General features: G+C 67.8%; 23 protein-coding genes. 7 read left to right on the top strand and 16 right to left on the bottom strand.

What is annotated here, in order from left to right; all coding sequences use genetic code 11:
- Positions 1-47: 47 nt before the first annotated feature.
- From FOA17_RS02905 to puuE, 6 genes are all read right to left on the bottom strand, one after another.
- The gene (locus FOA17_RS02905) at positions 48-1,334 is read right to left on the bottom strand and encodes an aspartate aminotransferase family protein (RefSeq protein ID WP_149139988.1); all 1,287 of its coding nucleotides are present in this window, start codon (positions 1,332-1,334) and stop codon (positions 48-50) included.
- Positions 1,331-2,341, bottom strand: coding sequence for a phosphotransferase (locus FOA17_RS02900; protein WP_149139987.1), 1,011 nt, complete (start codon positions 2,339-2,341; stop codon positions 1,331-1,333). Before FOA17_RS02900 ends, FOA17_RS02905 begins: the two co-directional genes overlap by 4 nt.
- Positions 2,342-2,403: 62 nt before the next feature.
- The gene (locus tag FOA17_RS02895) at positions 2,404-3,885 is read right to left on the bottom strand and encodes a nucleobase:cation symporter-2 family protein (RefSeq protein WP_149139986.1); all 1,482 of its coding nucleotides are present in this window, start codon (positions 3,883-3,885) and stop codon (positions 2,404-2,406) included.
- A gap of 88 nt (positions 3,886-3,973) precedes the next feature.
- A complete protein-coding gene (locus FOA17_RS02890; RefSeq protein WP_149139985.1) occupies positions 3,974-4,456 on the bottom strand; it encodes an ureidoglycolate lyase in 483 nt (160 codons plus the stop codon).
- A gap of 34 nt (positions 4,457-4,490) precedes the next feature.
- Positions 4,491-5,327, bottom strand: a complete 837-nt coding sequence (locus FOA17_RS02885; protein ID WP_149139984.1) for a bifunctional allantoicase/(S)-ureidoglycine aminohydrolase — start codon at positions 5,325-5,327, stop codon at positions 4,491-4,493.
- Positions 5,324-6,742, bottom strand: coding sequence for an allantoinase PuuE (gene puuE, locus FOA17_RS02880; protein WP_149139983.1), 1,419 nt, complete (start codon positions 6,740-6,742; stop codon positions 5,324-5,326). The genes FOA17_RS02885 and puuE overlap by 4 nt, the downstream gene beginning before the upstream one ends.
- A 152-nt stretch (positions 6,743-6,894) precedes the next feature.
- On the opposite strand from puuE, the gene uraH reads away from it, so the two are divergent.
- A complete protein-coding gene (uraH, locus tag FOA17_RS02875) occupies positions 6,895-7,254 on the top strand; it encodes a hydroxyisourate hydrolase (RefSeq protein ID WP_149139982.1) in 360 nt (119 codons plus the stop codon).
- On the opposite strand, the gene FOA17_RS02870 is transcribed toward uraH, so the two are convergent.
- From FOA17_RS02870 to FOA17_RS02855, 4 genes are read right to left on the bottom strand one after another with little or no spacing between them, the layout of a single operon-like run.
- Positions 7,239-7,907 (bottom strand): hypothetical protein, encoded by a 669-nt coding sequence (locus FOA17_RS02870; RefSeq protein WP_203232258.1) that lies wholly within the window; start codon positions 7,905-7,907, stop codon positions 7,239-7,241. The genes uraH and FOA17_RS02870 overlap by 16 nt on opposite strands.
- The gene (locus FOA17_RS02865; RefSeq protein ID WP_149139980.1) at positions 7,900-8,667 is read right to left on the bottom strand and encodes a metallophosphoesterase family protein; all 768 of its coding nucleotides are present in this window, start codon (positions 8,665-8,667) and stop codon (positions 7,900-7,902) included. Before FOA17_RS02865 ends, FOA17_RS02870 begins: the two co-directional genes overlap by 8 nt.
- On the bottom strand, positions 8,664-9,581 hold the full coding sequence (locus FOA17_RS02860) for a diacylglycerol/lipid kinase family protein (RefSeq protein ID WP_149139979.1): 918 nt from the start codon (positions 9,579-9,581) through the stop codon (positions 8,664-8,666). Before FOA17_RS02860 ends, FOA17_RS02865 begins: the two co-directional genes overlap by 4 nt.
- A gap of 28 nt (positions 9,582-9,609) precedes the next feature.
- A complete protein-coding gene (locus FOA17_RS02855) occupies positions 9,610-10,560 on the bottom strand; it encodes a LysR family transcriptional regulator (RefSeq protein ID WP_149139978.1) in 951 nt (316 codons plus the stop codon).
- 118 nt (positions 10,561-10,678) lie between these two features.
- On the opposite strand from FOA17_RS02855, the gene FOA17_RS02850 reads away from it, so the two are divergent.
- Positions 10,679-11,914 (top strand): urate hydroxylase PuuD, encoded by a 1,236-nt coding sequence (locus FOA17_RS02850; RefSeq protein ID WP_149139977.1) that lies wholly within the window; start codon positions 10,679-10,681, stop codon positions 11,912-11,914.
- Between the two features lie 87 nt (positions 11,915-12,001).
- On the opposite strand, the gene FOA17_RS02845 is transcribed toward FOA17_RS02850, so the two are convergent.
- On the bottom strand, positions 12,002-12,970 hold the full coding sequence (locus FOA17_RS02845; protein ID WP_149139976.1) for an aldose epimerase family protein: 969 nt from the start codon (positions 12,968-12,970) through the stop codon (positions 12,002-12,004).
- 60 nt (positions 12,971-13,030) lie between these two features.
- Entirely contained in the window at positions 13,031-13,972 is a 942-nt protein-coding gene (locus FOA17_RS02840; protein ID WP_149139975.1) for a zinc ABC transporter substrate-binding protein, read from the bottom strand.
- A gap of 69 nt (positions 13,973-14,041) precedes the next feature.
- On the opposite strand from FOA17_RS02840, the gene FOA17_RS02835 reads away from it, so the two are divergent.
- The 3 genes from FOA17_RS02835 to FOA17_RS02825 are packed head-to-tail and all read left to right on the top strand — an operon-like array spanning position 14,042 to position 16,078.
- Positions 14,042-14,515: a Fur family transcriptional regulator gene (locus tag FOA17_RS02835; protein WP_149139974.1), complete on the top strand. Its 474-nt coding sequence runs from the start codon at positions 14,042-14,044 to the stop codon at positions 14,513-14,515.
- Entirely contained in the window at positions 14,512-15,291 is a 780-nt protein-coding gene (locus FOA17_RS02830) for a metal ABC transporter ATP-binding protein (RefSeq protein WP_149139973.1), read from the top strand. Before FOA17_RS02835 ends, FOA17_RS02830 begins: the two co-directional genes overlap by 4 nt.
- Positions 15,284-16,078, top strand: coding sequence for a metal ABC transporter permease (locus tag FOA17_RS02825; protein ID WP_149139972.1), 795 nt, complete (start codon positions 15,284-15,286; stop codon positions 16,076-16,078). The genes FOA17_RS02830 and FOA17_RS02825 overlap by 8 nt, the downstream gene beginning before the upstream one ends.
- A gap of 32 nt (positions 16,079-16,110) precedes the next feature.
- Here FOA17_RS02825 and FOA17_RS02820 read toward each other — a convergent pair whose 3' ends face one another.
- Complete coding sequence (locus FOA17_RS02820) at positions 16,111-16,587, bottom strand: PRC-barrel domain-containing protein (protein WP_149139971.1); 477 nt, start codon at positions 16,585-16,587, stop codon at positions 16,111-16,113.
- 251 nt (positions 16,588-16,838) lie between these two features.
- Here FOA17_RS02820 and FOA17_RS02815 point away from each other — a divergent pair, with 251 nt between their 5' ends.
- On the top strand, positions 16,839-19,340 hold the full coding sequence (locus FOA17_RS02815; RefSeq protein WP_149139970.1) for a GcvT family protein: 2,502 nt from the start codon (positions 16,839-16,841) through the stop codon (positions 19,338-19,340).
- Positions 19,341-19,482: 142 nt separating this feature from the next.
- Positions 19,483-19,887, top strand: coding sequence for a group III truncated hemoglobin (locus FOA17_RS02810; RefSeq protein ID WP_149139969.1), 405 nt, complete (start codon positions 19,483-19,485; stop codon positions 19,885-19,887).
- Here the strand turns inward: FOA17_RS02810 and FOA17_RS02805 are convergent.
- The 3 genes from FOA17_RS02805 to FOA17_RS02795 all read right to left on the bottom strand — a co-directional run bounded on the left by FOA17_RS02805 (position 19,870) and on the right by FOA17_RS02795 (position 25,096).
- On the bottom strand, positions 19,870-22,611 hold the full coding sequence (locus FOA17_RS02805) for a DUF2339 domain-containing protein (RefSeq protein WP_149139968.1): 2,742 nt from the start codon (positions 22,609-22,611) through the stop codon (positions 19,870-19,872). The genes FOA17_RS02810 and FOA17_RS02805 overlap by 18 nt on opposite strands.
- Positions 22,612-22,676: 65 nt before the next feature.
- Positions 22,677-23,684 carry a YcjF family protein gene (locus FOA17_RS02800; protein WP_149139967.1) on the bottom strand — a complete coding sequence of 336 codons (1,008 nt, stop codon included), beginning with the start codon at positions 23,682-23,684 and terminating at the stop codon, positions 22,677-22,679.
- Positions 23,681-25,096 (bottom strand): YcjX family GTP-binding protein, encoded by a 1,416-nt coding sequence (locus FOA17_RS02795; RefSeq protein WP_149139966.1) that lies wholly within the window; start codon positions 25,094-25,096, stop codon positions 23,681-23,683. Before FOA17_RS02795 ends, FOA17_RS02800 begins: the two co-directional genes overlap by 4 nt.
- Positions 25,097-25,143 lie beyond the last annotated feature (47 nt).

The following is a 25,143-nucleotide window of genomic DNA, read 5'->3' as shown; positions in this document are numbered from 1 at the left end:
CTGCCCCGGACCCCGGAGTATTTCGGCAAGAAGCAAAGGCAAGAGCGTCAGCCGATGCGGCGCAGCACCCGCTCCAGCCGGTCGAGGAAGAAGGCCACATTCTCGGGGCTGAAGGTCAGCGGCGGGCGGATTTTCAGCACATGGCCCTTCGGCCCGGTGGCCGAGATCAGCACGCCTTCGTCGCGCATGGCATTGACGATACGGCCCGCCCGGGCGGCATCTGGCGTGCCGTCGGTAGTGATATCCTGTCCGAGGAACAACCCTTCGGCACGCAGCGCGCCGAGTGCGGCATGGCGGCTAGCCAGATCGCGCAGCCCGGTGGCGAAGGCCGCGCCGACATCGCGGGCATTGGCGATCAGCCTCTCATCCTCGATCACGTCCAGCACGGCATTGCCGACCGCCGCCGCCACCGCATTGCCACCGAACGTGTTGAAATAGCGTGCATGGGCGCCGAATTCGGCGATGACCTCGGGGCGCAGCGCGAGGCCGGCCAGCGGATAGCCATTGCCCATCGGCTTGCCCATCGAGACCATGTCCGGCATGACCCCGTGCCGGGCAAAGCCCCACATGCCCCGGCCCAGCCGTCCGAAACCGGGCTGCACCTCATCGGCGATGAACAGCCCGCCCGCGGCGCGGATGGCGGCGACCGCGGGGGCAAGGATCGTCGGATCGACAATCACCCCGTCCGAGGAAAACACCGTATCGGCGATCAGCACGGCGGGCTTGATGCCGTGGCGCATCAGGTCGTCGATGGCGGCCTGCACATCGGCGGCGAAGTCGCGCCCCATCGGCGCCGGCACCGCGCGCACATGCGGATCAAGCGGCACCCCCGGCCCGAGCGAGGGCGAAAACCCCGCCACCGCCGCCGTGACCCCGTGATAGGCGTTTTCGGTGACGATGATGCCGCTGCCCCCTGTCGCCGCCCGCGCGATGCGCAGCGCGAGGTCATTGGCCTCTGACCCGGTGCAGGTGAACATCATGTGGCCGATCTCGGGCGGCAGGGTCGCCAGCAGCCGTTCGGCCAGCCGCAACACGCCGTCATGCAGATAGCGGGTATGGCTGGCAAAAGTCGCCGCCTGATCGGCCATGGCCTGCACGATGCGCGGGTGGCAATGCCCGCAGGAGGCCACGTTGTTATAGGTGTCGAGATAGGCCCGCCCCTCGGCATCGTGAAGCCAGACGCCTTGGCCGCGCACCAGATGCAGCGGGCGTTCATAGAACAGCCGATAGGCCGGGCCAAGCGCTGCCTGCCGCCGGGCGACCAGCGCGGCCTCGGCCGGGGGCAGGTCAACCGCACCGGCGCGGAAGGCATTGGGCATGGTGTCGCGGGTCATGGCATCGGTCCTTGGGTCAGGTCATCAGGGGCCGGCGGCAGGGCCAGAAGCCCCGCCTCGGCCGAGGGGAAATTGCGCAGGATATAGACGGCATTGTCGGGCCAGCGCGCGGCGCGGTGGCTGGTCAGGGCCAGCGTGGTGACCATGCGCAGCGCCGTCAGGCCGGGCAGCAGCGCGGCCTCGTCCGGCGTCAGCGGCAGGATCGCGGCCCAGCCCGCCGTCACCTCGGCCAGCGAGGCCAGCCCGGCGCCGGGCTGCACATGATAGGCCGCCGCCACCGCCAGATCGCAGATGCGCGGCGTGCGCACCATATCGCCGAAATCCAGCACGCCGGCGATGCGGTCGGGATCGTCCGGCGCGCAAAGCACGTTATGCGGGTTGAGATCGGCATGAACGACCTGCCAGGGCAGGCGATCAAGCCGGGGGCGGACCCTGTCGAACCAGTCGAGCCAGCCGCCACAACGCGCGCGCAGCCCGGCATCGGCAATGGCGGGCAAGAGCGGGCGCAGGCCGGCGGCCTGTTTCAGATCCCATTGCAGTTCATGGTTGGCCGCGGGGTGGTCAAACCCCTCCAGCGCGCGGGTCAGCCGCGCCGCCATCGCCCCCAGAACGCGCCGCTGCGCCGGGCTGGAGGCAGTCAGGTGCATCGGCACCCCGTCAACCCAGCTCAGCAGCCGCAGCAGGCTGCCATCGGGAAGTGTCACATCGGGCGCGCCGGTCAGGCTGCGGATCACCCGGGGCACCGGCAGGGCCGGATCGCGCGCCGCGACATGATCCAGCGCGCCGTTCTGGAACCGCGTCACCGCCGGATCCTCGGCCGCATTGGCGAATTTCAGCACGAAGCGCCCCTCTGGCGACGTCACCCGCCAGTTCAGATCCCGCTCGGATGTCAGCCGATCCAGCCGGCCTGTCAGGCCCCAATGCCGGGTCAGCAGGTCAAGGCTGTCTTCCGCCGTATGGCCGGGCGGCGCCGCGCTGAGGATCGGGGCAAGGCTTGTATCGGTCATACCCCGACCCAACAGCAAATCGCCCCCGGCGGCAAGGCCGGGGGCGACATCGCATGTCGGGTTCAGTGATCGGCCTTCGCCGCCGCCGCCCGCGCATCCTCCATGCTGCCCGAGGCGCCGTTGAAGAAGGCATTGAGCAGCACCGCCGCGATCGAGGCCAGCAGGATGCCGCTTTCGATCAGCGGGTGAATGCCATGCGGCATCCATTGCTTGAAATTCGGCGCGATGAGCGGGATCATCCCGAAGCCGAGGCTGACCGCCACGATGAAAAGGTTGTTGCGATTGGTGGTGAAGTTCACCCCCGCCAGGATGCGCACCCCGGTCGCCGCCACCATGCCGAACATCACAAGGCCCGCGCCGCCCAGCACCATGGTCGGGATGCTTTCGACCAGCGCCCCCATCTTGGGGATCAGCCCCAGCACGATCAGGATCACCCCGCCCGCGACGCAGACAAAGCGGCTCTTGATGCCCGTCACGCCGACAAGCCCGACATTCTGGCTGAACGAGGTATAGGGGAAGGTGTTGAAGATACCGCCGATCAGCGTGCCCAGACCATCGGTGCGCAGCCCGGCGGAAAGCGCCGCCTGATCGACCTTCTTGCCGGTCATGTCGCCAAGCGCGAGGAACATGCCGGTCGATTCGATCATCACGACGATCATGACCAGAACCATGGTCACGATCATCACCGGATCAAAGCTCGGCATGCCGAAATGGAACGGCGTGATCAGGGCAAAGGCCTTGGCCTCGGCCACCTTGCCAAAGGTCATGGCGCCGGTCGCGATGGCGACAAGACAGCCGATGACGATGCCCAGCAGCACCGAGATATTGGCGATGAACCCCTTGACAAAGCGCGCGATCATGAGAATCGACACCAGCACGATGGCCGAAACGCCGATATTGCCCAGGGGGGCGTAGGCCGGGTTCGGCATCGTCGGCGCCGCCGCCAGTTTCGCCGGCACCTCGGGCAGCCCTGCGGCCACCGCGCCCTCGGTCGCGGCCTTGAGCCAGTCGGCATGGGCGGGATCGACGATCATCGGCGCGGTCGGCCCGACGGGGTTGCCGAAGATCCAGTTGATGCCGATCCGCATCAGGCTGACCCCGATCACCAGGATGATCGTGCCCGTCACCACCGGCGGAAAGAAGCGCAGCATGCGCGACACCAGCGGCGCGATCAGCATGGAGATGATGCCCGCCGCGATGATGGCGCCAAAGATCGCCCGCGCGCCCTCGGGCCCGCCATTGGCATTGGCCATGGCGACCATCGGCCCCACGGCGGCGAAGGTCACGCCCATCATCACCGGCAGGCGGATGCCGAACCATTGCGTCGCGCCCAGCGACTGAATGAGCGTCGCGATACCGCAGACGAACAGATCGGCCGAGATCAGAAAGGCCACATCGGCCGGTTCCAGCTTGAGCGCGCGTCCCACGATCAGCGGCACCGCAACGGCGCCGGCATACATCACCAGCACATGTTGCAGCCCCAGCGTGAACAGCTTTTGCGGTGGCAGGATCTCGTCCACCGGATGCACGGAGGAGGTTGTCATCAATATCCCTTTCCTGCGGGGGATGTTGTTTTTTCGCGCCGTCTCCGCGCCTCCCCCGAGGGTCGCGGTCCGGTTAGAACCGCCGCCTTCAGGGCGGAGGGATCGTGAAGGGCTGCGCGTAGCGATGCTCTTCCAGATTGGGGGTGGGGCCGATGCGGTCGATCACGGCAAACAGCCCCGGCGCGTGCAGGGGCGTCAGCACCCCATGCCAGGTGCCCCGGTGAAAGTTGATGCCCTGGGCGCCATCGGTGACAAAGGCCAGCGGCGTGCCGGGCCGGCCGCCCTCATCCGGGGCAACGATCACCAGGAACGGGTCATCCGACATCGGCACGAAGGCCTGGCTGCCCTCGGGGTGACGCTCCACCAGATCAAAGACATAGGGCAGGACACGCGGCACCGCCTTGAAGATGGAGATGCCCGCCCGGCCGCCGGGGCCGAAATCCAGCTTTGCCCGGTCATGGTGGCGCTGGCAGAACCCCTCGTTGATCAGCCGGAAATCGCCCGTCGCCGCCAGCACGTCGCCAAAGGGCGCAAAGGCCGCGGCGGTCAGCGGTTGCGCCACGATCACCATCCCGCACCCCCGCATTTTCGACGAAAATGCGCGCTCATCGCCCAAAGGCCCCCGGCCCGCGCAGCTTGGCGTGGCGGTTCACATCCTTGTAGAGCAGATAGCGGAACGGCCCCGGCCCGGCGGCATAGCAGGCCTGCGGGCAATAGGCGCGCAGCCACATGAAATCGCCTGCCTCCACCTCGACCCAGTCCTGGTTCAGCTTGTAGACAGCCTTCCCCTCCAGCACATAAAGCCCGTGCTCCATCACATGCGTTTCCTCGAAGGGGATCACGCCGCCGGGGCGGAAGGTCACGATGTTCACATGGGCATCGTGGCGCAGGTCTTCGGGTTCGACAAAGCGGGTCGTGCCCCAGCGTTCGCCGGTATCGGGCATCCAGCGCACCGGCACGTCACGCTCATTGATCACGATCGCCTCGGGCATCGCGACGCCCGGCGCGGGTTCGTAAAGCTTGCGCAGCCAGTGGAACCGCGCCGGCGCCGCGCCTTCGGCCAGCAGTGTCCAGCGCGCGCCGGGGGGGATATAGGCATAGCCGCCGGCATCCATCTCATATCCCGCGCCGTCGATGGTCAGCGTGGCGAGGCCAGCGGTGAAGAACAGCCAGTGTTCGGCGCCGTTTTCGGCATCGGGCGCGTCCGACCCGCCGCCGGGCGCCACCTCCATCACATATTGGCTGAAGGTCTCGGCAAAGCCGGTCATCGGCCGCGCGATCAGCCAGAGCCGGGTCTTCGTCCAGCCCGGCAGATAGCTGGTGACGATATCGGAAAAGCAGCCCTTCGGGATAAAGGCATAGGCCTCGGTGAACACGGCGCGCTGCGTCATCAGCGCGGTTTGCGGCGGCAGGCCGCCGGGCGGGGCGTAATAGCCGGTCATGGCAGCAAATCCTTCAGCCGCAGCGCGGCGATGCGTTCGACCTGGGCGCAGGCCGTGGCGAATTCGGTTTCGGTATCGTTGCCGATGCGGGTGTCGAAGGCCGCAAGGATGCTGGCCTTGGAGTTGTCCCGCACCGCGATGATGAAGGGAAAGCCGTGCTTGGCGACATAATCGGCATTCAGCCGGGTAAAGGTCGCGCGTTCGTCATCGGTCAGCGCGTCAAGCGCGGCGCTCGCCTGTTCGGCGGTGCTTTCCGCCGTCAGCCGCTTTGCCTGCGCCAGCTTGCCCGCCAGATCGGGGTGGGCACGCAAGACGCCCAGCCGCTCTTCCGCGCTGGCCGAACGGAACATCCGCGCCAAGGCATTGTGCAACCCCGTGGCGCTGTCATGCGCGGGCCCCAGCTCCAAGTCGAACGCGCGTTCCGCGATCCAGGGCGAATGTTCGAAAATGCCGCCAAAGCGCGCCACGAAGCGCGCACGATCCATCTGCGAGGGCCGCTCGAACCGGCGATGCGGATGGGTGGCCGCCCAGTGCCGCGCGATGTCGATCCGGCGCGGGAACCACACCCCCTCATGCGATTGCGCATAATCGAGAAACTGAGCCAGCCCCGCCATCTTGCCCGGCCGGCCGATCAGCCGGTTATGCAACCCGATCGAGAACATCTTGGCCCGCCCCGCCTGCCCTTCGGCATAAAGCGTGTCGAAACTGTCCTTCAGATACTGAAAGAATTGCGCTCCGGTGACATAGCCCGGCGCGGTGGCGAAACGCATGTCATTCGCCTCCAGCGTATAGGGGATGACCAGCTGGTCGCGGTCGCCCACCTCGCGCCAATAGGGCAGATCGTCGTCATAAGTGTCGGAAATCCAGGCCAGTTGCCCGGTCTCGGCGGTCAGCCGCACGGTGTTCATCGAACAGCGCCCGGTATACCAGCCTTGCGGCGGGGAGCCCACGACCTCGGTATGCAGGCGAAAGGCCTCGGCGATCTGGCGCGCCTCCTCCTCCGGGGACATGTCGCGATGTTCGACCCATTTCAACCCGTGGCTCGCGATTTCCCAGCCGGCGGCCTTCATCGACTCGACCTGTTCGGGGTTGCGGGCCAGCGCGGTCGCCACGCCATAGATCGTGACGGGAATCGACTTTTCGACGAAAAGTCGATGCAGGCGCCAGAAACCGGCCCGGGCGCCATAATCGTAGAGCGATTCCATGTTCCAGTGCCGCTGCCCCGGCCAGGGCGCCGCGCCGGCGATATCGGACAGGAAGGCCTCCGACTGCGCATCGCCATGCAGAAGGCAGTTCTCGCCGCCCTCCTCATAGTTCAGCACGACGGAAATCGCGATCTTCGCGCCTCCCGGCCATTGCGCGTCGGGCGGGTTCGGCCCATGGCCGCGAAAATCTCGGGGATAACGGTCAGGCATGGGGCACCTCTTGCTTGCCGATAGATTAGGCGCGGTCTGCGCAAAGTTTTTTCAAAAAATCGCGGAAAGAGTTTTGCTGCATCTGCGCGGTCGCCAGAGCGGCAAATCCGGGGCAGGATGCGGCCAAAGACAGCAGCGAAAGGAAAAGGCGAATGGCCGGCGGACGTTTGACGACCCATGTTCTCGATACGGCGCGCGGCAAGCCTGCGGCGGGGGTGCGCATCGCGCTTTTCCGGCTGGGTGCCGATGGTTATCGCAAGATCGCCGAGACGGTGACCAATGCCGATGGCCGCACCGATCAGCCCATGCTCTCGGGCGATGCAATGGCGCCGGGGCGCTATGAGCTGGTGTTTCAGGCGGGCGATTATCTGCGCGCCAGCGGTCAGGCGGGGGCGGGTGAGCTGTTTCTGGACGAGATCCCGATTCGCTTTGGCATTCCCGATGCGGGGCAGCACTACCATGTGCCGCTGCTGATTTCGCCCTTTGCCTATTCCACCTATCGCGGCAGCTGACGCCGCGCGCCGCCTGCCGCCGTGGCGATGCGCAACAGGCGGCGGCGGTCGCCTTCGGCCAGCGCATCGACCATGCCTTGCAGCCCGTGGCGTTTCAGATGCGGGGCAAGGCTGGCATGGCCCTGACCGGCAAAGAGCAAATGATCGACGCCCTTGCGCGGCGCAAAACCGGCGGCCTGTCCGGCATCGTCTTGCAGGCCATGGGCCAACACGATCCATGGCCCTTGCGGCAGCGGACAGGGCGGGATCGCCTGCCGCGCCGTCCAGGCCCGCCAGCGCGCGTCACCGCTGGCATCGCTTTGCGGGCCGATGGCCAGCACCGCCGCCACCGGCAGCAGGTCGGCCGCGCGCAAGGCGGCGACCGCGCCCATCGACACGCCCAGCGTGACGATCCGTGCGAAGCGCTGGTGTGCGGCGGCGGCGGCGACCGCCTGTTGCAGCGCCTCTGCCCAGCCCGGCGCGCTGGCCCAGCTACGGTCTGCGTCGCGAAAGAACAGCGCCGGGCGATCCGTGCCGGGGGCGATGCGGCGAAACTCGGGTTCCGGCATGCGGTCGGGGTCATGCCCGATCGAGGAAAAGGCGATGACCAGCGTCTCGGACGTGCCGGGCCGCAGGCTGGCGGCATAGGGCGCCGGCAGCGGCAGATCAGCCAAGGGCGAAGTCACGCGCCGCCCCCATCACGTCGAAATCCCCCTCGGCATCGGCCAGAATGGTCTGCACCCGCGCCCGGCCCGGCGTCAGGTCAATCAGGTTGAAGGCATTGGCCTCGGCCCGCCGGCGATGCGACAGGCCGGTGCCCGCCTGCACGAACAAGAGGCCCGGCGCGGCGGTAAAGGGGCCGGCATGGCTGACATGGACATGGCCCGACAGCACGATCTGCGCCCCGATCTGCGGCAGCACGCGCAGCGCCCGCGCCGCCCCCTGCATCAGCCATTGCCGTTCGCCCGGCAGATGTTCCAGCGGATGATGCAGGAACACGACCCGCGCGCGGTCCCCCGCCCCGGCAAAGACCCGCCCGAGGTGATCGAGCTGCCGGTCAGTGATGCGACCCTGTTTCCAGGCCAGCGGATTGGCGCTGTTGATACCGGCCACCACCGCGTGATCGCCCTGCCAGACCGGCTCCAGATCCGGCGACCAGCCATGGCGATAGGCCCGGAACGGCCAGAAGACCCGCGCCAGCAGGTTGTAAAGCGGGATGTCGTGATTGCCGGGCACCGCGACGACCGGCGGGCCCAGCCCGTGCAGAAAGGCCCGCGCCGCCGCGAATTGCCCGGCCCGCGCCCGCTGTGTCAGATCGCCCGAAACGATGACGAGATCCGGCGCCAGCGCGCGGATGCGGGCGCGCAAAGGCGGCTCCAGCCCCGGCGAAAGGGCACCGAAATGCAGATCCGACAGATGCACGATCCGCGTCATGCGACCACCCGGTCGGCGGCGTCGGGCACGATGATCGACAGCGCGGCCTCTTTGATCCGAAAGGCCAGCGGCGCGCGCATCTTGCGCTTTTCGCCGTCAAAGGCCACGCGCGGGCGGCGCTTGGCGGTCACGATGTCGATCTCATGCGCGGTCAGCAATTCTACGTCGCGCCCGATCTGCACCCGCCGGAGTGCCAGCCGCAGCGCCAGCTTGATCAGATGCCAGCGCGTGCCGCCGCGCGCCAGAAACAGCACGAACTTGTCGTCGCTGATCGCCTGCCCGCCCGCCAGCCCGAAATTCGCGAGCTGATAGGCCGAGCGCGCGATGAACACGAGCGGGGTCTTGAGCGTGAGCGCCGCGCCATCGGCCTTGATCTCCATCCGCAGGGGGCGCTGAAACCGCAGCAGCGTGCGCAGCACCGACCAATGCGCCAGCAGCCGCGAGCGGCCCATCCGGGCATAGATATCCTCGCGCGCCTGAAGAATGGTGGGATAAATCCCGATACTGGCATTGTTGAGAAACAGCTGGCCGTTCACCGTGCCCACCGACACGCGGCGCGGATGGCCGGCCAGAATGGCGCGCGCCGCCGCTTCGGGGTCTTGCGGCAGGCCAAGGCCGCGCGCGAAATAGTTGAAGGTGCCCAGCGGCAGCACCGCCAGATGCGCGTCGCGACCCAGAAGGGCGTGGGCCACGCCCATCACCGTGCCATCGCCCCCCGCCGCGACGATGGTCGAAAACCCGTCCGCCACCGCCTGCTGCACAAAGGCATCCAGATCGGCGCCCTTGCGCCAGCGGCGCAACGTCACCTGCGGGCCAAAGGCCGCCATGGCGCGGTCGATCGCCGCACGGTCGCGGCTGTTGCGCCCCGATCCCGGATTGGCCACCACACAGATCGTCGCCGGATCGACTGTCACGTCATGCCCCTGTTCGCATTCCCCGCGATCAAACGCCGCCGGCAGAACCCGGTTCCAGCACCAGATCCTTCATCCGTGCCGCCATGTCGGCCTTGATGCGCTGGATGATGAAATCGACGAACAGCCGGATCTTCGGGTCGCGAAAACGCCGGTGCTGGCTGAGGCAGGACAACTGCGTGGGCAGGGGGGGCGTCGCGCGCGCAACCAGGACCAGCCGCCCGTCGCGCAGATATTCCGCCACCTCGAAGATCGGCTTCATCACGATGCCCCGCCCGTCCAGCGCCCATCCCGTCAGCACATCGCCATCGTCGCTTTCAAAAGGGCCGCCGATGTCAAAGCGGCGCGGGCCTTCGGGGGTTTGCAGCGTCCACTGGAATTCGCGCGCCCCGGGAAAGCGCAGATTCAGGCAATCATGCCGATCCTCGACCAGCGCCGCGCCATCGACCGGATCGCCGCGCCGGGCGATGTAATCGGGCGCCGCGCACAAGACGCGCGGGCAATCGGCCACCAACCGGACCTTGAGCGTGCTGTCCTCCAGCAGGCCCAGATGAAAGGCCACGTCCAGCCCCTCGGCCGTCACGTCCACATTGCGGTCGGAGAGGCGCAGCCGCACGTCGATCTGCGGATAGAGATCCTTGAAGGCCGGCACATGCGGCGCGATGAAGCGCCGCCCGATGCCCAGCGGCGCCGCGACATAGATCGTGCCGCGCGGGTTCTGCGTCACATCGACCACCGCCGCTTCGGCCTCGTCGATGGCCTCCAGCACCTTGCGGGCGCCCTCATAGAAGATGCGGCCATTCTCGGTCGGTTGCAGGCTGCGCGTGGTGCGGTTGAACAGCCGCACGCCCAGATGCTTTTCCAGTTCCGAGATTCGCGCCGAGGCGACGGCGGGCGAGGTGCGCTGATCGCGGGCCGCCGCACTCATGCTGCCCAATTCATAGACACGCACGAACATCTTTATATTGTTGACGTAAGACATGCGCCCGGCGCCCCATTTTCTGCGGGCTTTTGAAAGTGATCCCGCATTTGATGGAATTATCCGAAAAGCAGTGCCTCGGTATACCTTTTTCAACAGCAGGCCATGGGAGAGCCCACCGATGTATGATTTCGTCGTCATCTGGGAATGGATCGAATTCGCGGTCCGCTGGACCCATGTGATCACCGCGATCGCCTGGATCGGGTCGAGCTTCTATTTCATCGCACTGGATCTGGGCCTGCATCGCGACCGCAACCTGGCCTCGGGGGCCGATGGCGAGGAGTGGCAGGTCCATGGCGGGGGATTCTATCATATCCAGAAATATCTGGTCGCCCCGGCCGCGATGCCCGATCACCTGATCTGGTTCAAATGGGAAAGCTACATGACCTGGGTCAGCGGCTTTACCATGCTGGTGCTGGTCTATTACCTGGGGGCGGAGTTCTATCTGGTCGATCCGGCGGTGATGGCGCTTGCCACCTGGCAGGCGGTGCTGATCTCCATGGCGTCGCTGGCCTTTGGCTGGATCGCCTACAATACCATCTGCAAGACCTTTGTGAACGCGAACCAGACGCTTGTCATGGTGGCGCTGTTCGCGGTGCTGGTGGGGATGAGCTGGTTCTACACCCATGTCTTTTCGGGCCGCGCGGCGCTGCTGCATCTGGGGGCCTTCACCGCCAGCATCATGACGGCCAATGTGTTCTTCATCATCATGCCGAACCAGCGCATCGTGGTGGCCGACCTGAAGGCCGGGCGCAAGCCCGACCCGAAATACGGCAAGATCGCCAAGCAGCGCAGCACGCATAACAACTATCTCACCTTGCCGGTGCTGTTCCTGATGCTGTCGAACCATTATCCGCTGGCCTTCGCGACCCAGTATAACTGGATCATCGCCAGCCTCGTCTTCCTGATGGGGGTCACGATCCGGCACTGGTTCAACACCCAGCATGCCCGCAAGGGCGCGCCCTACTGGACCTGGGCCGCGACGGTGGTGCTGATGATCCTGATCGCCTGGCTGTCCTCAATCCGTCCGGCGGCGGTAGAGGGGGAACAGGCCGCGCTGAAGGGGCAGGCGCTGGTCTATGCCAGCGCGCCGGGCTTTGAGGATGTGACCTCGATCGTGCAGGGGCGCTGTTCGATGTGCCATGCGGCGGAACCCTCCTGGGAGGGGATGTATTGGGCGCCCAAGGGGGTGATGCTGGAAACCCCCGAACAGATCGCGCATGAGGCGCGGCGCATCTATGTGCTGGCCGGGCTGACCCATGCCATGCCGCCCGCGAACCTGAGTTTCATCGAACCGGCAGAGCGCCAGCAGATCGTGGACTGGTTTGAAAATGCCGGGCGGGGCGCGGGGATCTGAGCCGCGCAGAAGGGGGCTATCTGCCCCCTCTTGGGCCTGCGGCCCAATTCACCCCCGAGGATATTTTTGAACAGATGAAAGGCCGGATCAGCGCGTGAAGCGCCATTCGGTGATCTGGTCACGCCTTGCCCCCGCCGCGAGGAGGATCGAGGGGAAACCCGGCTGATGCGGCGCGTCGGGCCAATGCTGCGGCTCGATGGCGAGGCCCTCATGCGGGGCGGCACCCGGGCGCAGCGGCACGCGATTGTCGTAGACCTGCACGCCGGGTTCGGTGGTGGCCAGAGCAAGGCGCAGCCCGGTTTGCCCGGTCAGCCACAGCACCTCACGCAGCGGGCGGGGCGTGTCGGAGAGGCAGAAATTCGTGTCCAGCACCGGATCGCCGGGACGGATCGCCCGCCCCACCCTGAGATCGAGCGGCGTGCCCGCGACCTCGGGCAGGTGGCCGGTGGGGATCAGATCGGCATCGACCTCGGTCACGCGGTCGGCGGCGATGCGCAGATGGTGGCCGGACCAGTCGCGCGCGCCATCAAGGTTCCAATAGGAGTGGTTGGTGAAGTTCACCAGTGTCGCGGCGTCGGTCTCGGTCCGGATCGTCAGGCGCAATGTCGCCGGCGGCAGCGCCTGCCAGAGCGCGGTGATGCGGCGATGGCCGGGAAAGCCGCCCTCGCCATCGGCCAGATCCAGCGTGAGGGTCAGGTGATCGGGGCCGGCGGCGGCGATCTGCCAGGGTCGGGCATGGCTGCCGCTGCGGCCGGAATGCAGGCAGTGGCGCCCGCCTTCATTCGCCTCGAACCGGCAATCGCGGGCGCCGACCTGCGCGCGGGCGCCCGAGATGCGGTTCGCCACCGGCCCGACGATGGGCCCGTGATAGCACATCGGCCCCAGATAATCGGCCATGCGATCCGACCCGAGGGTGAGGCCGTGATCCACCCCCTCCAGCCGCAGATCCTGCAAGATCGCGCCATGGGTCAGCACCCTGGCCCGCAGCCCCCCGGCGCCAAAGCTGATCGCCTGCACGCCCGCGCCCTGCGCATCCTTGCCAAAGTCCCGGATCATCGGCTTGCCCTCCCTGCCCCGGCGCATGAAGGACGCCGGGGCAGGCGGCGTCAAGCCACGTCACGCGCCAGAAAGACAGGCGGCCAGGGTATCGGCCAGGGCCTCCAGCGTGCCGGTATAGGCGCCGGCGCCACCGCCCTGTGCCATGCCCTCGGGGTCCAGCGCGCCGCCCAGACGCAGGCCCGTCGTCTCGGCCATCTGCACCAGCAGCTTGGGGTCATGCACGGTTTCCGGGAACAGGCAGCGCGCCGAGGCCCCGGCCTGATCCTGCAAGGCGCGCAGATGCGCCGCCCCCGGCGCCGTGGCATCGCCAAGCGAGACCGACCCCGCCACCGTCAGCCCGTAATGCGCCGCGAAATAGCCATAGGCATCGTGAAAGACGACAAAGGGCTGGCCCTGCACCGGCCCGAGCCGCGCCGCGATACGGGCATCCGCGGCGGCGATCTCTGCGCGGCCCCGGGCGGCATTGGCGGCGTAATCTGCGGCGTGATCGGGGTCGAGCCGCGCAAGTTCGGTCGCGATGGCATCGAGCCAGAGCGCACCATTCGACGGATCGAGCCAGGCATGGGGGTCAAGCCCCTCATGCGCGTGGTCGTCATGGTCGTCATGGTCGTCGCCCGCGGGGGCGGGATCATGGTCATGATCGTGGTCATGCGCGGCGGTATCGCCGAAATCCTGAAGATGGGTGCCCGGCACATCAAGCAGCCGCATCTGCCGCAGATCGCCAAAGCCGGTCAGCACACGGTCGAGCCAGGGCGACATGCGCGGCCCGATCCAGACGACCAGATCGGCGTCTTGCAGGCTGGCCGACTGGCTGGGGCGCAACTGGAAATCATGCGCATTCGCGCCCTGGCCCAGCAGCATCTCGGGCTGCCCCAGATCGCCCATCACCGTGGCGACCAGCCCGGCCGCCGGGGCGAAATCGGTCACCACACGCGGCACTTCGGCCTGGGCCGGCAGTGCCAGCAGAGTAGCCACGGCCGAAGTAATGATATAACGCATCGCGATGCCCCTTTCGTTTTCGGATGCCGGCATCTAGTATGTAATATCATAACACGTCAAGAGGCGGCCATGCACCCGACCTTTGAACATCACGACCACAGCCATTGCTGCGGTGACAGCCTGACCCGGGCCGAGGCCCTGATGGCCGAACGCGGCGCCCGGCTGACCCCGGTGCGGCGGCGCGTGCTGGAACTGTTGCTGGAATCGCATCGCGCCCTGGGCGCGTATGACGTGCTGGAGCGGCTGAGCGCCGAGGGCTTTGGCAACCAGCCGCCAGTGGCCTATCGCGCGCTGGATTTCCTGGTGGAACAGGGGCTGGCGCATCGCATCCAGCGGCTCAATGCCTTTACCGCCTGCATGCATGCCGGCGAGGCCCATGCGCCCGCCTTTCTGATCTGCCGCGCCTGCGACACCGTGGCCGAGGCCCCTGTCGCCCCGGTGCGGGCCGCATTGGACACCGCCGCGGCCGAACTGGGCTTTGTCGTCGAACGCGCCAGCATCGAGGCGCTTGGCCTTTGCCCCAATTGCCAGGGTGCCGCATGACCGCCGCCCTGATCGAGGCGCGGCACATCTGCGTGCAACTGGGCACGCAAGAGGTGCTGCACGACATTTCGCTTCAGGTCGCGCCGGGTGAGATCGTCACCATTCTGGGCCCGAACGGGTCGGGCAAATCGACGCTGCTGCGCGCGCTGCTGGGGATTGTGCCGATCACCCGTGGCAAGGTGATGCGGCGCGCGGGGCTGCGGCTGGGCTATATGCCGCAAAAGCTCCATATCGACCGGACGATGCCGCTGACCGCGCGGCGTTTCCTGTCGCTGCCCCTGCGCCACGACCGGGCCGATACCGACGCCATGCTGGCCCGTGTCGGCGTGCCCGAGGTGGCAGAGCGGCCGATGACCGGCCTGTCGGGCGGGCAGTTGCAGCGCGTCCTGCTGGCCCGCGCCCTGCTGACCCGGCCCGATCTTCTGGTGCTGGACGAGCCGACCCAGGGCCTTGACCAGCCCGGCGAGGCAGCCTTTTACCAGCTGATCGACGAGGTGCGCCGCGACAGCGGCGCGGCCGTGCTGATGGTCAGCCATGACCTTCATGTGGTGATGAGCGCGTCGGACCGGGTGATCTGCCTCAACGGTCATATCTGCTGCGAAGGCACACCGCGCGTGGTGTCCTCGGCGCCGGAATACCGGGCGCTGTTCGGGCTGGGCACCAAAGGGGCGCTGGCGCTGTATCAGCACGATCATGACCACGATCACACGCATGACCACGGGCACAGCCATGGGCACGACCACCCCCATCATGATCACGAGCAGGACCATGTTTGACGATTTCCTGATCCGGGCCGCGCTGGCGGGCATCGGCGTGGCGCTGGCGGCGGGTCCGCTGGGGTCTTTCGTGGTGTGGCGGCGCATGGCCTATTTCGGCGACGCCACCTCGCATGCCGCCATTCTGGGCGTGGCGCTGGCACTGGCGCTGGACCTGCCGGTGGGGCTCGGCACACTGGCCGTCGCGCTGGCGATGGCGGTCACGGTCGCGACGCTGGCGGCGCGCGGCTGGGCGATGGATACCACGCTGGGCGTGCTGGCCCATGCCGCGCTGGCGGTCGGCCTCGTGGCGGTCAGCTTTGTTCCCGGCGCGCGGGGCGATCTGTCGACCTGGCTGTTCGGCGATATTCTGGCGGTCTCGAAGGCCGATCTGGCCTTCATCTGGGGCGGTGCCGCGCTGGTGCTGGGCCTGATACTGTGGCGCTGGTCGGCGCTGCTGACCGCCACGCTGAACGAGGATCTGGCCGCCGCATCTGGCCTCAACCCGGATCGGGAGCGGCTGATCCTCACCCTGGCGCTGGCGCTGACCGTGGCGGTGGCGCTGAAGGTGGTGGGCGCGTTGCTGATCGCGGCGATGCTGATCATCCCGGCCGCAACCGCGCGCGGCCTGGCCCGCAGCCCCGAAACCATGGCAGTGCTGGCCGCGCTGGTCGGCGCTGCGGCGGTGCTGGGTGGGCTGGGCCTGTCGCTGGGCGCCGACACGCCGGCCGGCCCGTCGATCGTCGCGGTGGCGGCGCTGGCCTTCGCGCTGTCGGTCAGCCTCGGGGCATTGCGCCGGGGCGGCTGAACCGCCCCGGCCCGTCACGCAGTTTGCGCCTGTTAGCCCTGATGTTCAGGCAGCGCCTTGAGCTGGTCTTCGGTCATGCTGACCTTCAGCACATGGCCCTTGCCATCTGCATCGGGGGTGACCGTCACGTCATCGGCGCCAAGGGCAACCGGCTTTTCACCAATCCCCAGAAAGCCGCCCACGTCGATCACCACCGACGCCACGGCGCCCGAGGCATCCAGCGTCACATCGCTCACTTCGCCGACATCCTCGCCCTGCGCGCCCTGCACGCGGGTGCCGATCAGCTCCTCGCCGGTCAGGCTGGCGAGGGTGGTCATCTGCCCGGCGGCAGGAGCCGTCTCGGCCGGCACTTCGGCGGTCGCCCCGGGCATCGGGGTGGCACTGGTTTCCGGCTGCATCGCCGGGGCCTCGGGCGTGGCGGGCATCACCGGCGTGTCGGTCGAGGTCTGCGCGGCAGCGGCCACGGAAAGGCCCAGGAGCAGCGCGGTCGAGGTCAGAAGGGTTTTCATCGGTCAGTCCTTTCTTCCATCGGGCAGGCGGGGCGCATCGGCGCCATCCCCTGCGGTACGGGATGGAAACACCGCCGCCGACCAGTTGTTCCCGACGCACCCGTCACGTTAAATTCAGGCCCGCCGGCGGGAACCCGCCTTCCCGCGCAAGCGCATGTCGTTTTTCGCCACATTGCGTCGGGCAACCTTGGTTGTCGGGCCGCATTAGTGGCATTCATGGGCGAAAGCATCAGCGCGCGAGGGAGTCGCCCATGAAAACCCATGTCAAAGCCCTTGTGGTCGGCGGCGGCGCCGTCGGGAATGGTATCGCCTATCATTTGGCCAAGGCTGGCTGGGACACCATGCTGGTGGAACGCGACGAGCTGACCTCGGGCTCCACCTGGCATGCGGCGGGCCTGCTGCCGCTGTTCAACATGTCCTTCGCCACCACGCATATTCACAAATATTCGGTGGATTTCTACAAGTCGCTGGAGGCCGAAACCGGCCTGAACGCGGGCTTTTCGATCTGCGGCAACCTGCGCATGGCGCAGACCGATGCGCGGATGGATGAATACATGCTCTATTCCTCGGTCGCGGAAACCGCCGGGGTCTACCATGAATTCCTGACCCCCGCGCAGATGAAGGAACGCTGGCCGCTGCTGCGCACCGACGATCTGAAGGGCGCGCTGTTCCACCCGCAGGACGGCTATATCAACCCCGCCGACGTGACGCAGGCCATGGCCAAGGGCGCCCGCCAGCATGGCGCGCATATCGAGCGCAAGATCCAGGTCGATGCCTATCGCTGGACCGGATCTGAATGGGTCGTGTCCTGCACCCGCATGGTGGAAAAGGGCGGCATGCTGGTCGCCGGCGAGGAAAAGTTCGATATCATCGCCGAACATGTGGTCACCGCGACTGGCAACCACGCACAGCGCACCGCGCGCCTTCTGGGCGTGAAGATCCCGGCGATTCCGGTCGAACACCAGTATATCGTGACCGAGCCCGACCCGGCGCTTGTCGCCTGGCGCAAGGCCGGCAACCCCGAACACCCGGTGCTGCGCGATGCCGACGCCAAATGGTATGTCCGCGAGGAACGCGGCGGCTGGATCCTCGGCCCCTATGAACGCAACGCCCCGGCCCGCTTCCTCTATGACGTGCCGGAATCGTTCCGCGCTGACCTGTTCCCGCTCGATCTGGAACGGATCGAGGAAGAATACATGTCGATGATCCATCGCCTGCCGACCTCGGAAACCGTGGGTCTGAAGGACGATTTCAACGGCCCGATCTGCTATACCCCCGATGGCAACCCGCTGGTCGGCCCGGTGCCGGGCCTGCGCAACATGTGGATCGCCGAGGGCTTCAGCTTTGGCATCACCGCCGCCGGCGGCACGGGCTATTACCTCGCGCAGATGATGGTCAATGGCGAGGCCGAGATCGACATGGCGAGCCTTGATCCCAAGCGCTACGGCCAGTGGATGACCACCGAATATGCCGCGCGCAAGAACGAGGAATGCTACGAACACGTCTTCATCCTGCACCACCCGGACGAAGAGCGCGAGGCCTGCCGCCCGCTGCGCACCGCCCCCGCCTATGACCGGCAAAAGGAAATGGGCGCACAATTCGGCCAGGTGAACGGCTGGGATCGCCCGAACTATTATGGCCCGAAAGACGCGCCCGCCTCTTTCGACCATGACAGCCGGTCGTTCCGTCGCGGCGCCTGGTGGCCCTATGCCAAGGCCGAGGCCGAGGCCGTGCGCAATACCGTCGGCATCATCGACGCCTCGGCCTTTACCAAGCATCTGGTGCGGGGCCCCGGCGCGACGGCGTTCCTCGATCATTTCACCTGCAACAAGCTGCCCACGGTGGGCCGGATCAACCTGACCTATGCGCTGACCGATGCGGGCACCACCCGCACGGAATACACGATCGTCCGGCTGAAAGAGAATGAATACTACATCATCTCCGCCGGCGCCTGGACCTCGTATGACAGCGATTTCCTGCTGAAATCGGCCGAAGATTTCATGGGCAATGGCGGCGGCTATATCGACATTCACGACGTGACGACCCAATGGGGCGTCTATGCGCTGGCCGGGCCGAATGCCCGCGCCCTGCTGCGCGAGATCGTCAAGGATGCCGACCCCGATACCGTGCTGTCGAACAAGCGCTTCCCCTGGCTCAGCTATCGCGACATCGAGCTGGGCATGTGCCCGGTCCGCGCCGTGCGCGTGGCCTATACGGGCGAACTGGGCTGGGAATTGCATTACCCGATCGAGTTCGGCCGCTACCTGTGGGATCTGATCTGGTCGGTGGGCGAAAAGCACGGGCTCAAGGGCGTGGGCGCACGGGCGCAGAACTGGCTGCGTCAGGAAAAATCCTACCGCGCCTTCGGCAACGAACTGGGCCGCGACGCCACCCCGCTGGAGGCCGCGCTGGACCGCTTTGTCGATCTGACCAAGGATTTCCGCGGCAAACAGGCGATGCTCGACACCGGCATCCGGTCGAAATGCGTCACCCTGCTGATCGACGGGCCGGACGACACCGATCCCTGGGGCAAGGAAGCCATCCTGAAAGACGGCGTGAAGGTCGGCCGTCTGACCTCGGGCGGCTATTCGGTGGCCTTCGGCAAGCAGATCGGCATGGGCTATGTCAGCCCCGAACTGGCCGAGGTCGGCACCAAGCTGAAGGTGAAGATGCTGCTCAAGGAATGGGACGCGGTGGTGGTGGAAGACAGCCCCTTCGACCCGAAGAACGAACGCATCCGCGTCAACGGCTGATCCTGCCAACTTCCCTGAAAGGCGCGCCCCACGGCGCGCCTTTTGCTATGTCGCGCGGTTTCCTTTGCGCCGCGTCACCCTGCCACCTTGGCGGCGCCGCGCCAAAGCTGCATCCTGCCGTCAGCTTTTCAGGATGCCGCCGATGACCGCCTTTCCCGCCGCCTTTGCCATCACCCCCGACCAGATCGACGCGCAGGTCGCGGCCTTTTACGCCGAGGTTCGCCGCGACCCGATTCTGGGCCCGGTCTTTGCCAATCATGTGCGCGACTGGCCGGAACATGAGGCTAAGATCGGCCGGTTCTGGCGCAACGCCATTCTGCGCGAACGGGTCTATGACGGCTCGCCCATGCTGGCACACCGGCAGGCGGGCGATGTGGCGCCCGATCATTTTCCGCGCTGGCTCGCGCTGTTCGATGACGTTCTGGCCCGGACCCAGACGCCCGATGCCGCCGCGGCCTGGTCGGCCATGGCGCATCGCATCGGCCGGGCGCTGTCGATGGGCGTGACCGAGGCGCGGCGCCCCGAAGGATCAGTCCCGCGGTTCTGACATCGTGCGCCCGGCCCATTGGTTCAGCCAGGCCAGCCCCGCCAGCGCCAGACCGAGGCCCGCAAAGCTCAGCACCCGCACGAGGCCGGACAGGCCCGAGGCATCCCACAGGAACACCTTGACCACCGTCAGCGCGATCACCGCCATCGCCACCCGACGCAACAGGGGCGACCGCCGCGCCAGTGCCTGCCACAGCAGCACCGCCCCGGTCAGCATCAGCGCGACGGTATAGCTGTAAAGCTCGCCCTGCATGACGCCCGGCCCGCCGATCCAGTGCCCCTGCCACAGGCGCCGGATCTCCTCGGCCACATAGACGACCGCGAAACCCAGCCCCAACAGCCGCAGCGCCAGCCGCAGCCGCGCCGGCAGCACCACAAGGCGCGGCGCGGCCAGGATCAGCAGCAGGCCCGGCACCCCATAGGCCAGGAACAGGCTGTCGATCAGCACCGGCCCGCGCACCCATCCCAGCGGATCCTCGGCCCAGCCGGCGAATAGCGGGTTGAGCGGCAGCAGCGCCGCGAACAGCCCCGCCCCCGCCAACGCCCCGGCCACCGCCGCGATGCCCAGCCGCAGAAGTCGCGCCAGACCCGAGGCCACGCCCGCGCGCCAGAGCTGCGACAGCGCCAGCAACAGCCAGGGCAGCGCATGCAGCACCACGCCCCAATGCGTGTCGTTCAGGCTGGCGCTGTAACTGCCATCGGCCTGCAACTCGGCCTGCAATTGCCGCAGGATCAGCACATTGACCAGCAGTGCGCCCGAAGACAGGCCCAGGCTTTCCAGCACCGCGCGCGGCAAGACCCGCCCTTCGGGCATCAGCCGCAGCGCAGCCAGACAGGCCGCCGCCACCCCCAGATAGGACAGCACCACCGGCACCAGCGGTGCCTGCTGCGCCCAGTCGATGCCGGGATCGGCCACCAGCCGCCAGGACAGCAGCGCCGCCCCCGCCTGCACGAACCAGGTCATCTCCGGCAGGTCAAAGCGGCGATCCAGCGCCACCGCCGCCACCAGCAGCACCGCCAGCGCCAGCGTCAGCGCCGCCGCCGAGGTGAGGATGAACAGCGACAGGGCGATCAGCGACAGCGCCGAAAGCGTGGCCCAGGCGCTGCGACGGCCCGGCGCGCCATCGGCGCGTTCAAAGACCAGCGCCACCGCCACCGCACCCGCGGCCAGGGCCATCACATGCAGCGCCCAGAGCCAGGGCCCCAGCACCTCTGCCGGCTGCCACAACGCCTCCAGCAACAGCGCCGAAACCGGCGCGGCCAGCACCGCCAGCAGGGCGGCCATCAGGCTGCCCCCGCGCAGCGACCGCCAGGTCGCCGCCGCCGACAGTGCGGCCGCCAGCACCACAAGCAGCGTGACCGTGCCCGGCGCGGCGGTTTCCGGCGCGCGCAGAACCAGGGCCTGCCTGCGGAAGGCCGCGATCATGCCCTCGGCCAGGCCCAGTTTGGCCCAGAATCCCAGCACCACCAGCCCCGGCAGATCCCGCAAACCCCGCGCCCCCTCGGCCCATAGCAGCATCATCAGCCCCAGCAGGGTCAGCAACAGAAATCCCAGAAGCCCGAGGCTTCCGCCCCCGTGCAGCAGCACCAGCGCGCCGACGACGACAACCATGTTCCCCGTCGCCAGCCGGACCGGAAAGCTCGGCATAGCCGTCTTCCGCCGCCGCGATCGCTGCACCAGCGCCCGTAGGACCGAAGGGCCGGGGTGATCGGGCAGCAGCGCACGCTGCGGCAGGATGATGGTGACGAGGGCCAGCGCGACAAGCATCCAGGCCCAGACAGCCTCCTCGGCGCCCGATGCCACCATCGCGAACATCCCCAGATGCCCAAGCACCAGCGCCAGCACCGAGATCCAGCCCCAGCGGCGCCAGGCATCCACCGCCAGCCCGACCGCGCTCAGCGCAAGGTAATAGCCCAGCAGCCAGGCGGGCGCCGCGCCGCCGCCATCCACCAGAAACGGCGTCAGCGCCGCGCCCAGCAGGCCGATCGCCGTCAGGAACGGCCCGTGCCGCCAGCCCAGCCAGACCGCCCCGGCGGCTACCAGCAGCAGGCCCGAAAAGGTCAGGCCCGGGCCATAAAGCCCATACATCAGCCGCCCGGCGGTGATGCCCGCAAACAGCGCGACCAGCCCCGCCCCGCTGAAAACCGAAGGCAGATAGCCCACCGGGCCGTCCTCGCCCCAGCGACGCCGCAACCATTCCCCGGCACCAATCAGCGCACCGCCGAAGGCCAGCGCGGCCAGCACCCGCAAGGGCGGCGGCAGCAGACCCTGTTCGATGCCATATTGCACGAAGAACACCCCGGCCAGCGACAGCGACAAGGCCGCCACCGCATAAACCCAGTTGTCGCGCAGCCAGCCCATCAGCCCCGCCAGCCGGTCCGGCCCGGCCACCGGCGGCAAGGCCGGATCGGCCGCCACCGGCGACAGTTCGATCACCGGCGGCGCGCGTTCCGACGTCACGACGGCGGGCTGCGCGAGGGGCGCGGGGCGCAGCGGCTCGGCCATGGCGGGGGCCACGGGCGGTGTCTGGGCGGGCTCGGCCGCCGTGCCGGCCCGGTCGCGCAGGCGCCGCACCTCGGCAATCAGCTGTTCCGACACATCCTCCAGCCGGGCGATCCGGCCGCGCGCGCCAGACAGTTGCACAAACAGGACGATGACCAGGATCGGCAGCGCCAATACCACCAGCACCGCCAGAATGCCCAACAGGATCAGTTCGTCATCCATGGCCACCCTCTTTTGGCGCGGTATGCAGCGGCCAGAAGTATATCAGGCGCCAAGACGTTGAACAGTCAGGTTTTCTGCCCTGCCCCGCCCCGGTCGAACAGGCCCGCCAAAGCGCGGCTCACCAGCGCCGAAACGCCGGGCCGCCCGGCCAGATGGAACGGCAGGGGGCGGCACAGCTCCATCGCGGCGACGCCGATGCGTGCGGTGAGGGCGCCGTTCACCACCCCTTCGCCAAAGCGGCGCGACAGTTTCGACAATACCCCGCCCCCCGCGACCGAGCCGATCAGATCATCGGTCAGCGCCACCGCGCCGGTCGCCACCAGATAGGCGAAGACCCGCCGCAACAGCCCCAGCGAAGCAAAGCCACCCGACCGGCCGCCGTAAATCTCGGCGATGCGGCGGATCATGCGCAGATTGGCAAACAGCGCCGTCGCCACATCGGCCAGCGCCATCGGCACCAGCGCGGTAACGGTCGCGACCTGCCGCGCGGCGGCCTCCACCTCGGCGCGGGCGCGGGCATCCAGCGGCAGGATCAGCAATTGCTCGGCCTGATCGACGATGCCGTCGGCATCCATCATCTCGGTGCTGCGGGCGGCGAGACGGGCGCGCGCCTCGGTCAGTTCGGGGCGCCCGGCATAAAGCGCGGCCACCCGCGCCACCACCGCCCGGGCCGCGCGGGTATCGCCGGCCCCGCGCGCGCGCAGCGCCTCGGCCCGCAGATGCTCCAGCCGGCCCAGCCGCAGAAAGGCCGCCCATTCCCGCAGCGCCGCGATCAGCGCCAGCCCCACGGCCAGCACAGTCAGGCCAAGCGCCAGATAGCCCAGCACGGCATTGCGCGCGATCAACCCCATGACGAAATCATAGGCCGCCACCGACAGGACAAAGGTGAACAGCGCCGAAAACGCCCAGAGCAGCGCCCGCATCAGCGGCGAGGCCGGGCGCGCCGCCGCCCGCGCCACCGTTTGCAGCGGCGTCGGGCCATCCAGCACCAGCGGCGCCGCGCCGGGATCGGCGGTCTCGTCGCTTTCGATCACCAGCGGGCCGCGCAGGGCGGGACGGTCATCCTCGGTCACAGCTTGTCTCCGATCAGGAATTCGGCGGCGCGGTCCAGCCGGATATGCGGCGGCCCCTCGCCGGGGCGCAGCGAAAGGCGCGCGGGGTCAAAGGCCATCAGCGCGAAATCGGCATCCAGCCAGCGCGCCGCCCCCTGCCGCGCCGGCGACAAGAGCCGCGCGGGGTCAAGCGGCAATTCCCCGGCATACATCGCCGCGGTCTTGCCGCTCTGGGCCAATCGCCCGCGCACCATGGGCAATTCGGCACCGTCGCGCGTCACCACCTCCTCGACCGTGGCGCGCAGACCGGCCAGCGACATCGCCGCCACCTCGGCCCCGGAAAAGGCCGCGCGGTCGCGCGCCTCACGCACCAGCGCCTCGGTGATCGCGGTCAGCGCGGCATGCTGCGCCTGATGCAGATGGTCGGCCTTGGTCGCGGCGAACAGCACCTTTTCCACCCGCCGCCCCAGCAAAATCTCCGACAGAAAGCCGTTTCGGCCCGGGCGGAAGGCGGTCAGGATCTCGGCCATGGTCTGCCGCAGATCCTCCAGCGCCTGCGGCCCGGCATGGATCGCGCCCAGCACATCGACCAGCACCACCTGCCGGTCGATCCGGGCGAAATGGGCGCGGAAGAACGGCTTGACCACCTTGGCCTTGTAGGCCTCATAGCGGCGCTCCATCTCGCGCCAGAGACTGCCGCGCCCGGCACTGGCGGGTTCGGGGATCGGCGCGAAGGTCAGGACCGGGCTGCCGGCCAGTTCACCGGGCAACAGAAACCGCCCCGGCGTGCAATCCGACCAGCCCGCTGCCCGCGCGGCCAGAAGATAGGCGGTGAACTCGGCCGCCAGCGCCTGCGCGCGCATCTCGTCATGTTTCAGCGCGCCATCCTCGGCCCGGGCCTGCGCCAGACAGGCGGCCCCCTCGGGGCGTCGGGCCATGCGGGTCAGCGTGTCATCGGCCCATTGCGCATAGCTCTTGTCCAGCAGCGCCAGATCGAGCAGCCATTCGCCGGGATAATCGACGATATCGACATGCACGACCTGACTGTCGCGCAGCGCGCCCAGCAGGCCACGCGGCTTGACCCGGAACGACAGCCGCAGTTCCGACACCGCGCGGGTGCTTTCGGGCCAATGCGGATTGTCACCGGTCAGCGCGGCCAGATGGGTTTCAAAATCGAACCGCGCCACGGTATCATCGGGCTGGGGTTGCAGATAGGCCGCCTCGATCCGCCGCGCGCCCTCGGCCCGCAATTGCGGCATCCGGCCCCGATCCAGCAGATTGGCGACCAGCCCGGTGATGAACACCGTCTTGCCCGCCCGCGACAGGCCGGTCACCCCCAGCCGCACCACGGTATCGGAAAACGGATCGGTCACGGTAGAGACCAGCCCCTCAAGGCTGCGGCCCAATTGCTCGGTAAGGTCACTGATCGCCACGGCACCATCCTTTTGATCGCGCTCAACATAGGCGTTGGCGCGGCGCC

The sequence above is a fragment of the Gemmobacter caeruleus genome, from assembly GCF_008271655.1.
In the GTDB taxonomy this organism is placed as follows: domain Bacteria; phylum Pseudomonadota; class Alphaproteobacteria; order Rhodobacterales; family Rhodobacteraceae; genus Gemmobacter; species Gemmobacter caeruleus.
This window is presented reverse-complemented; position numbering and strand designations above follow the sequence as displayed.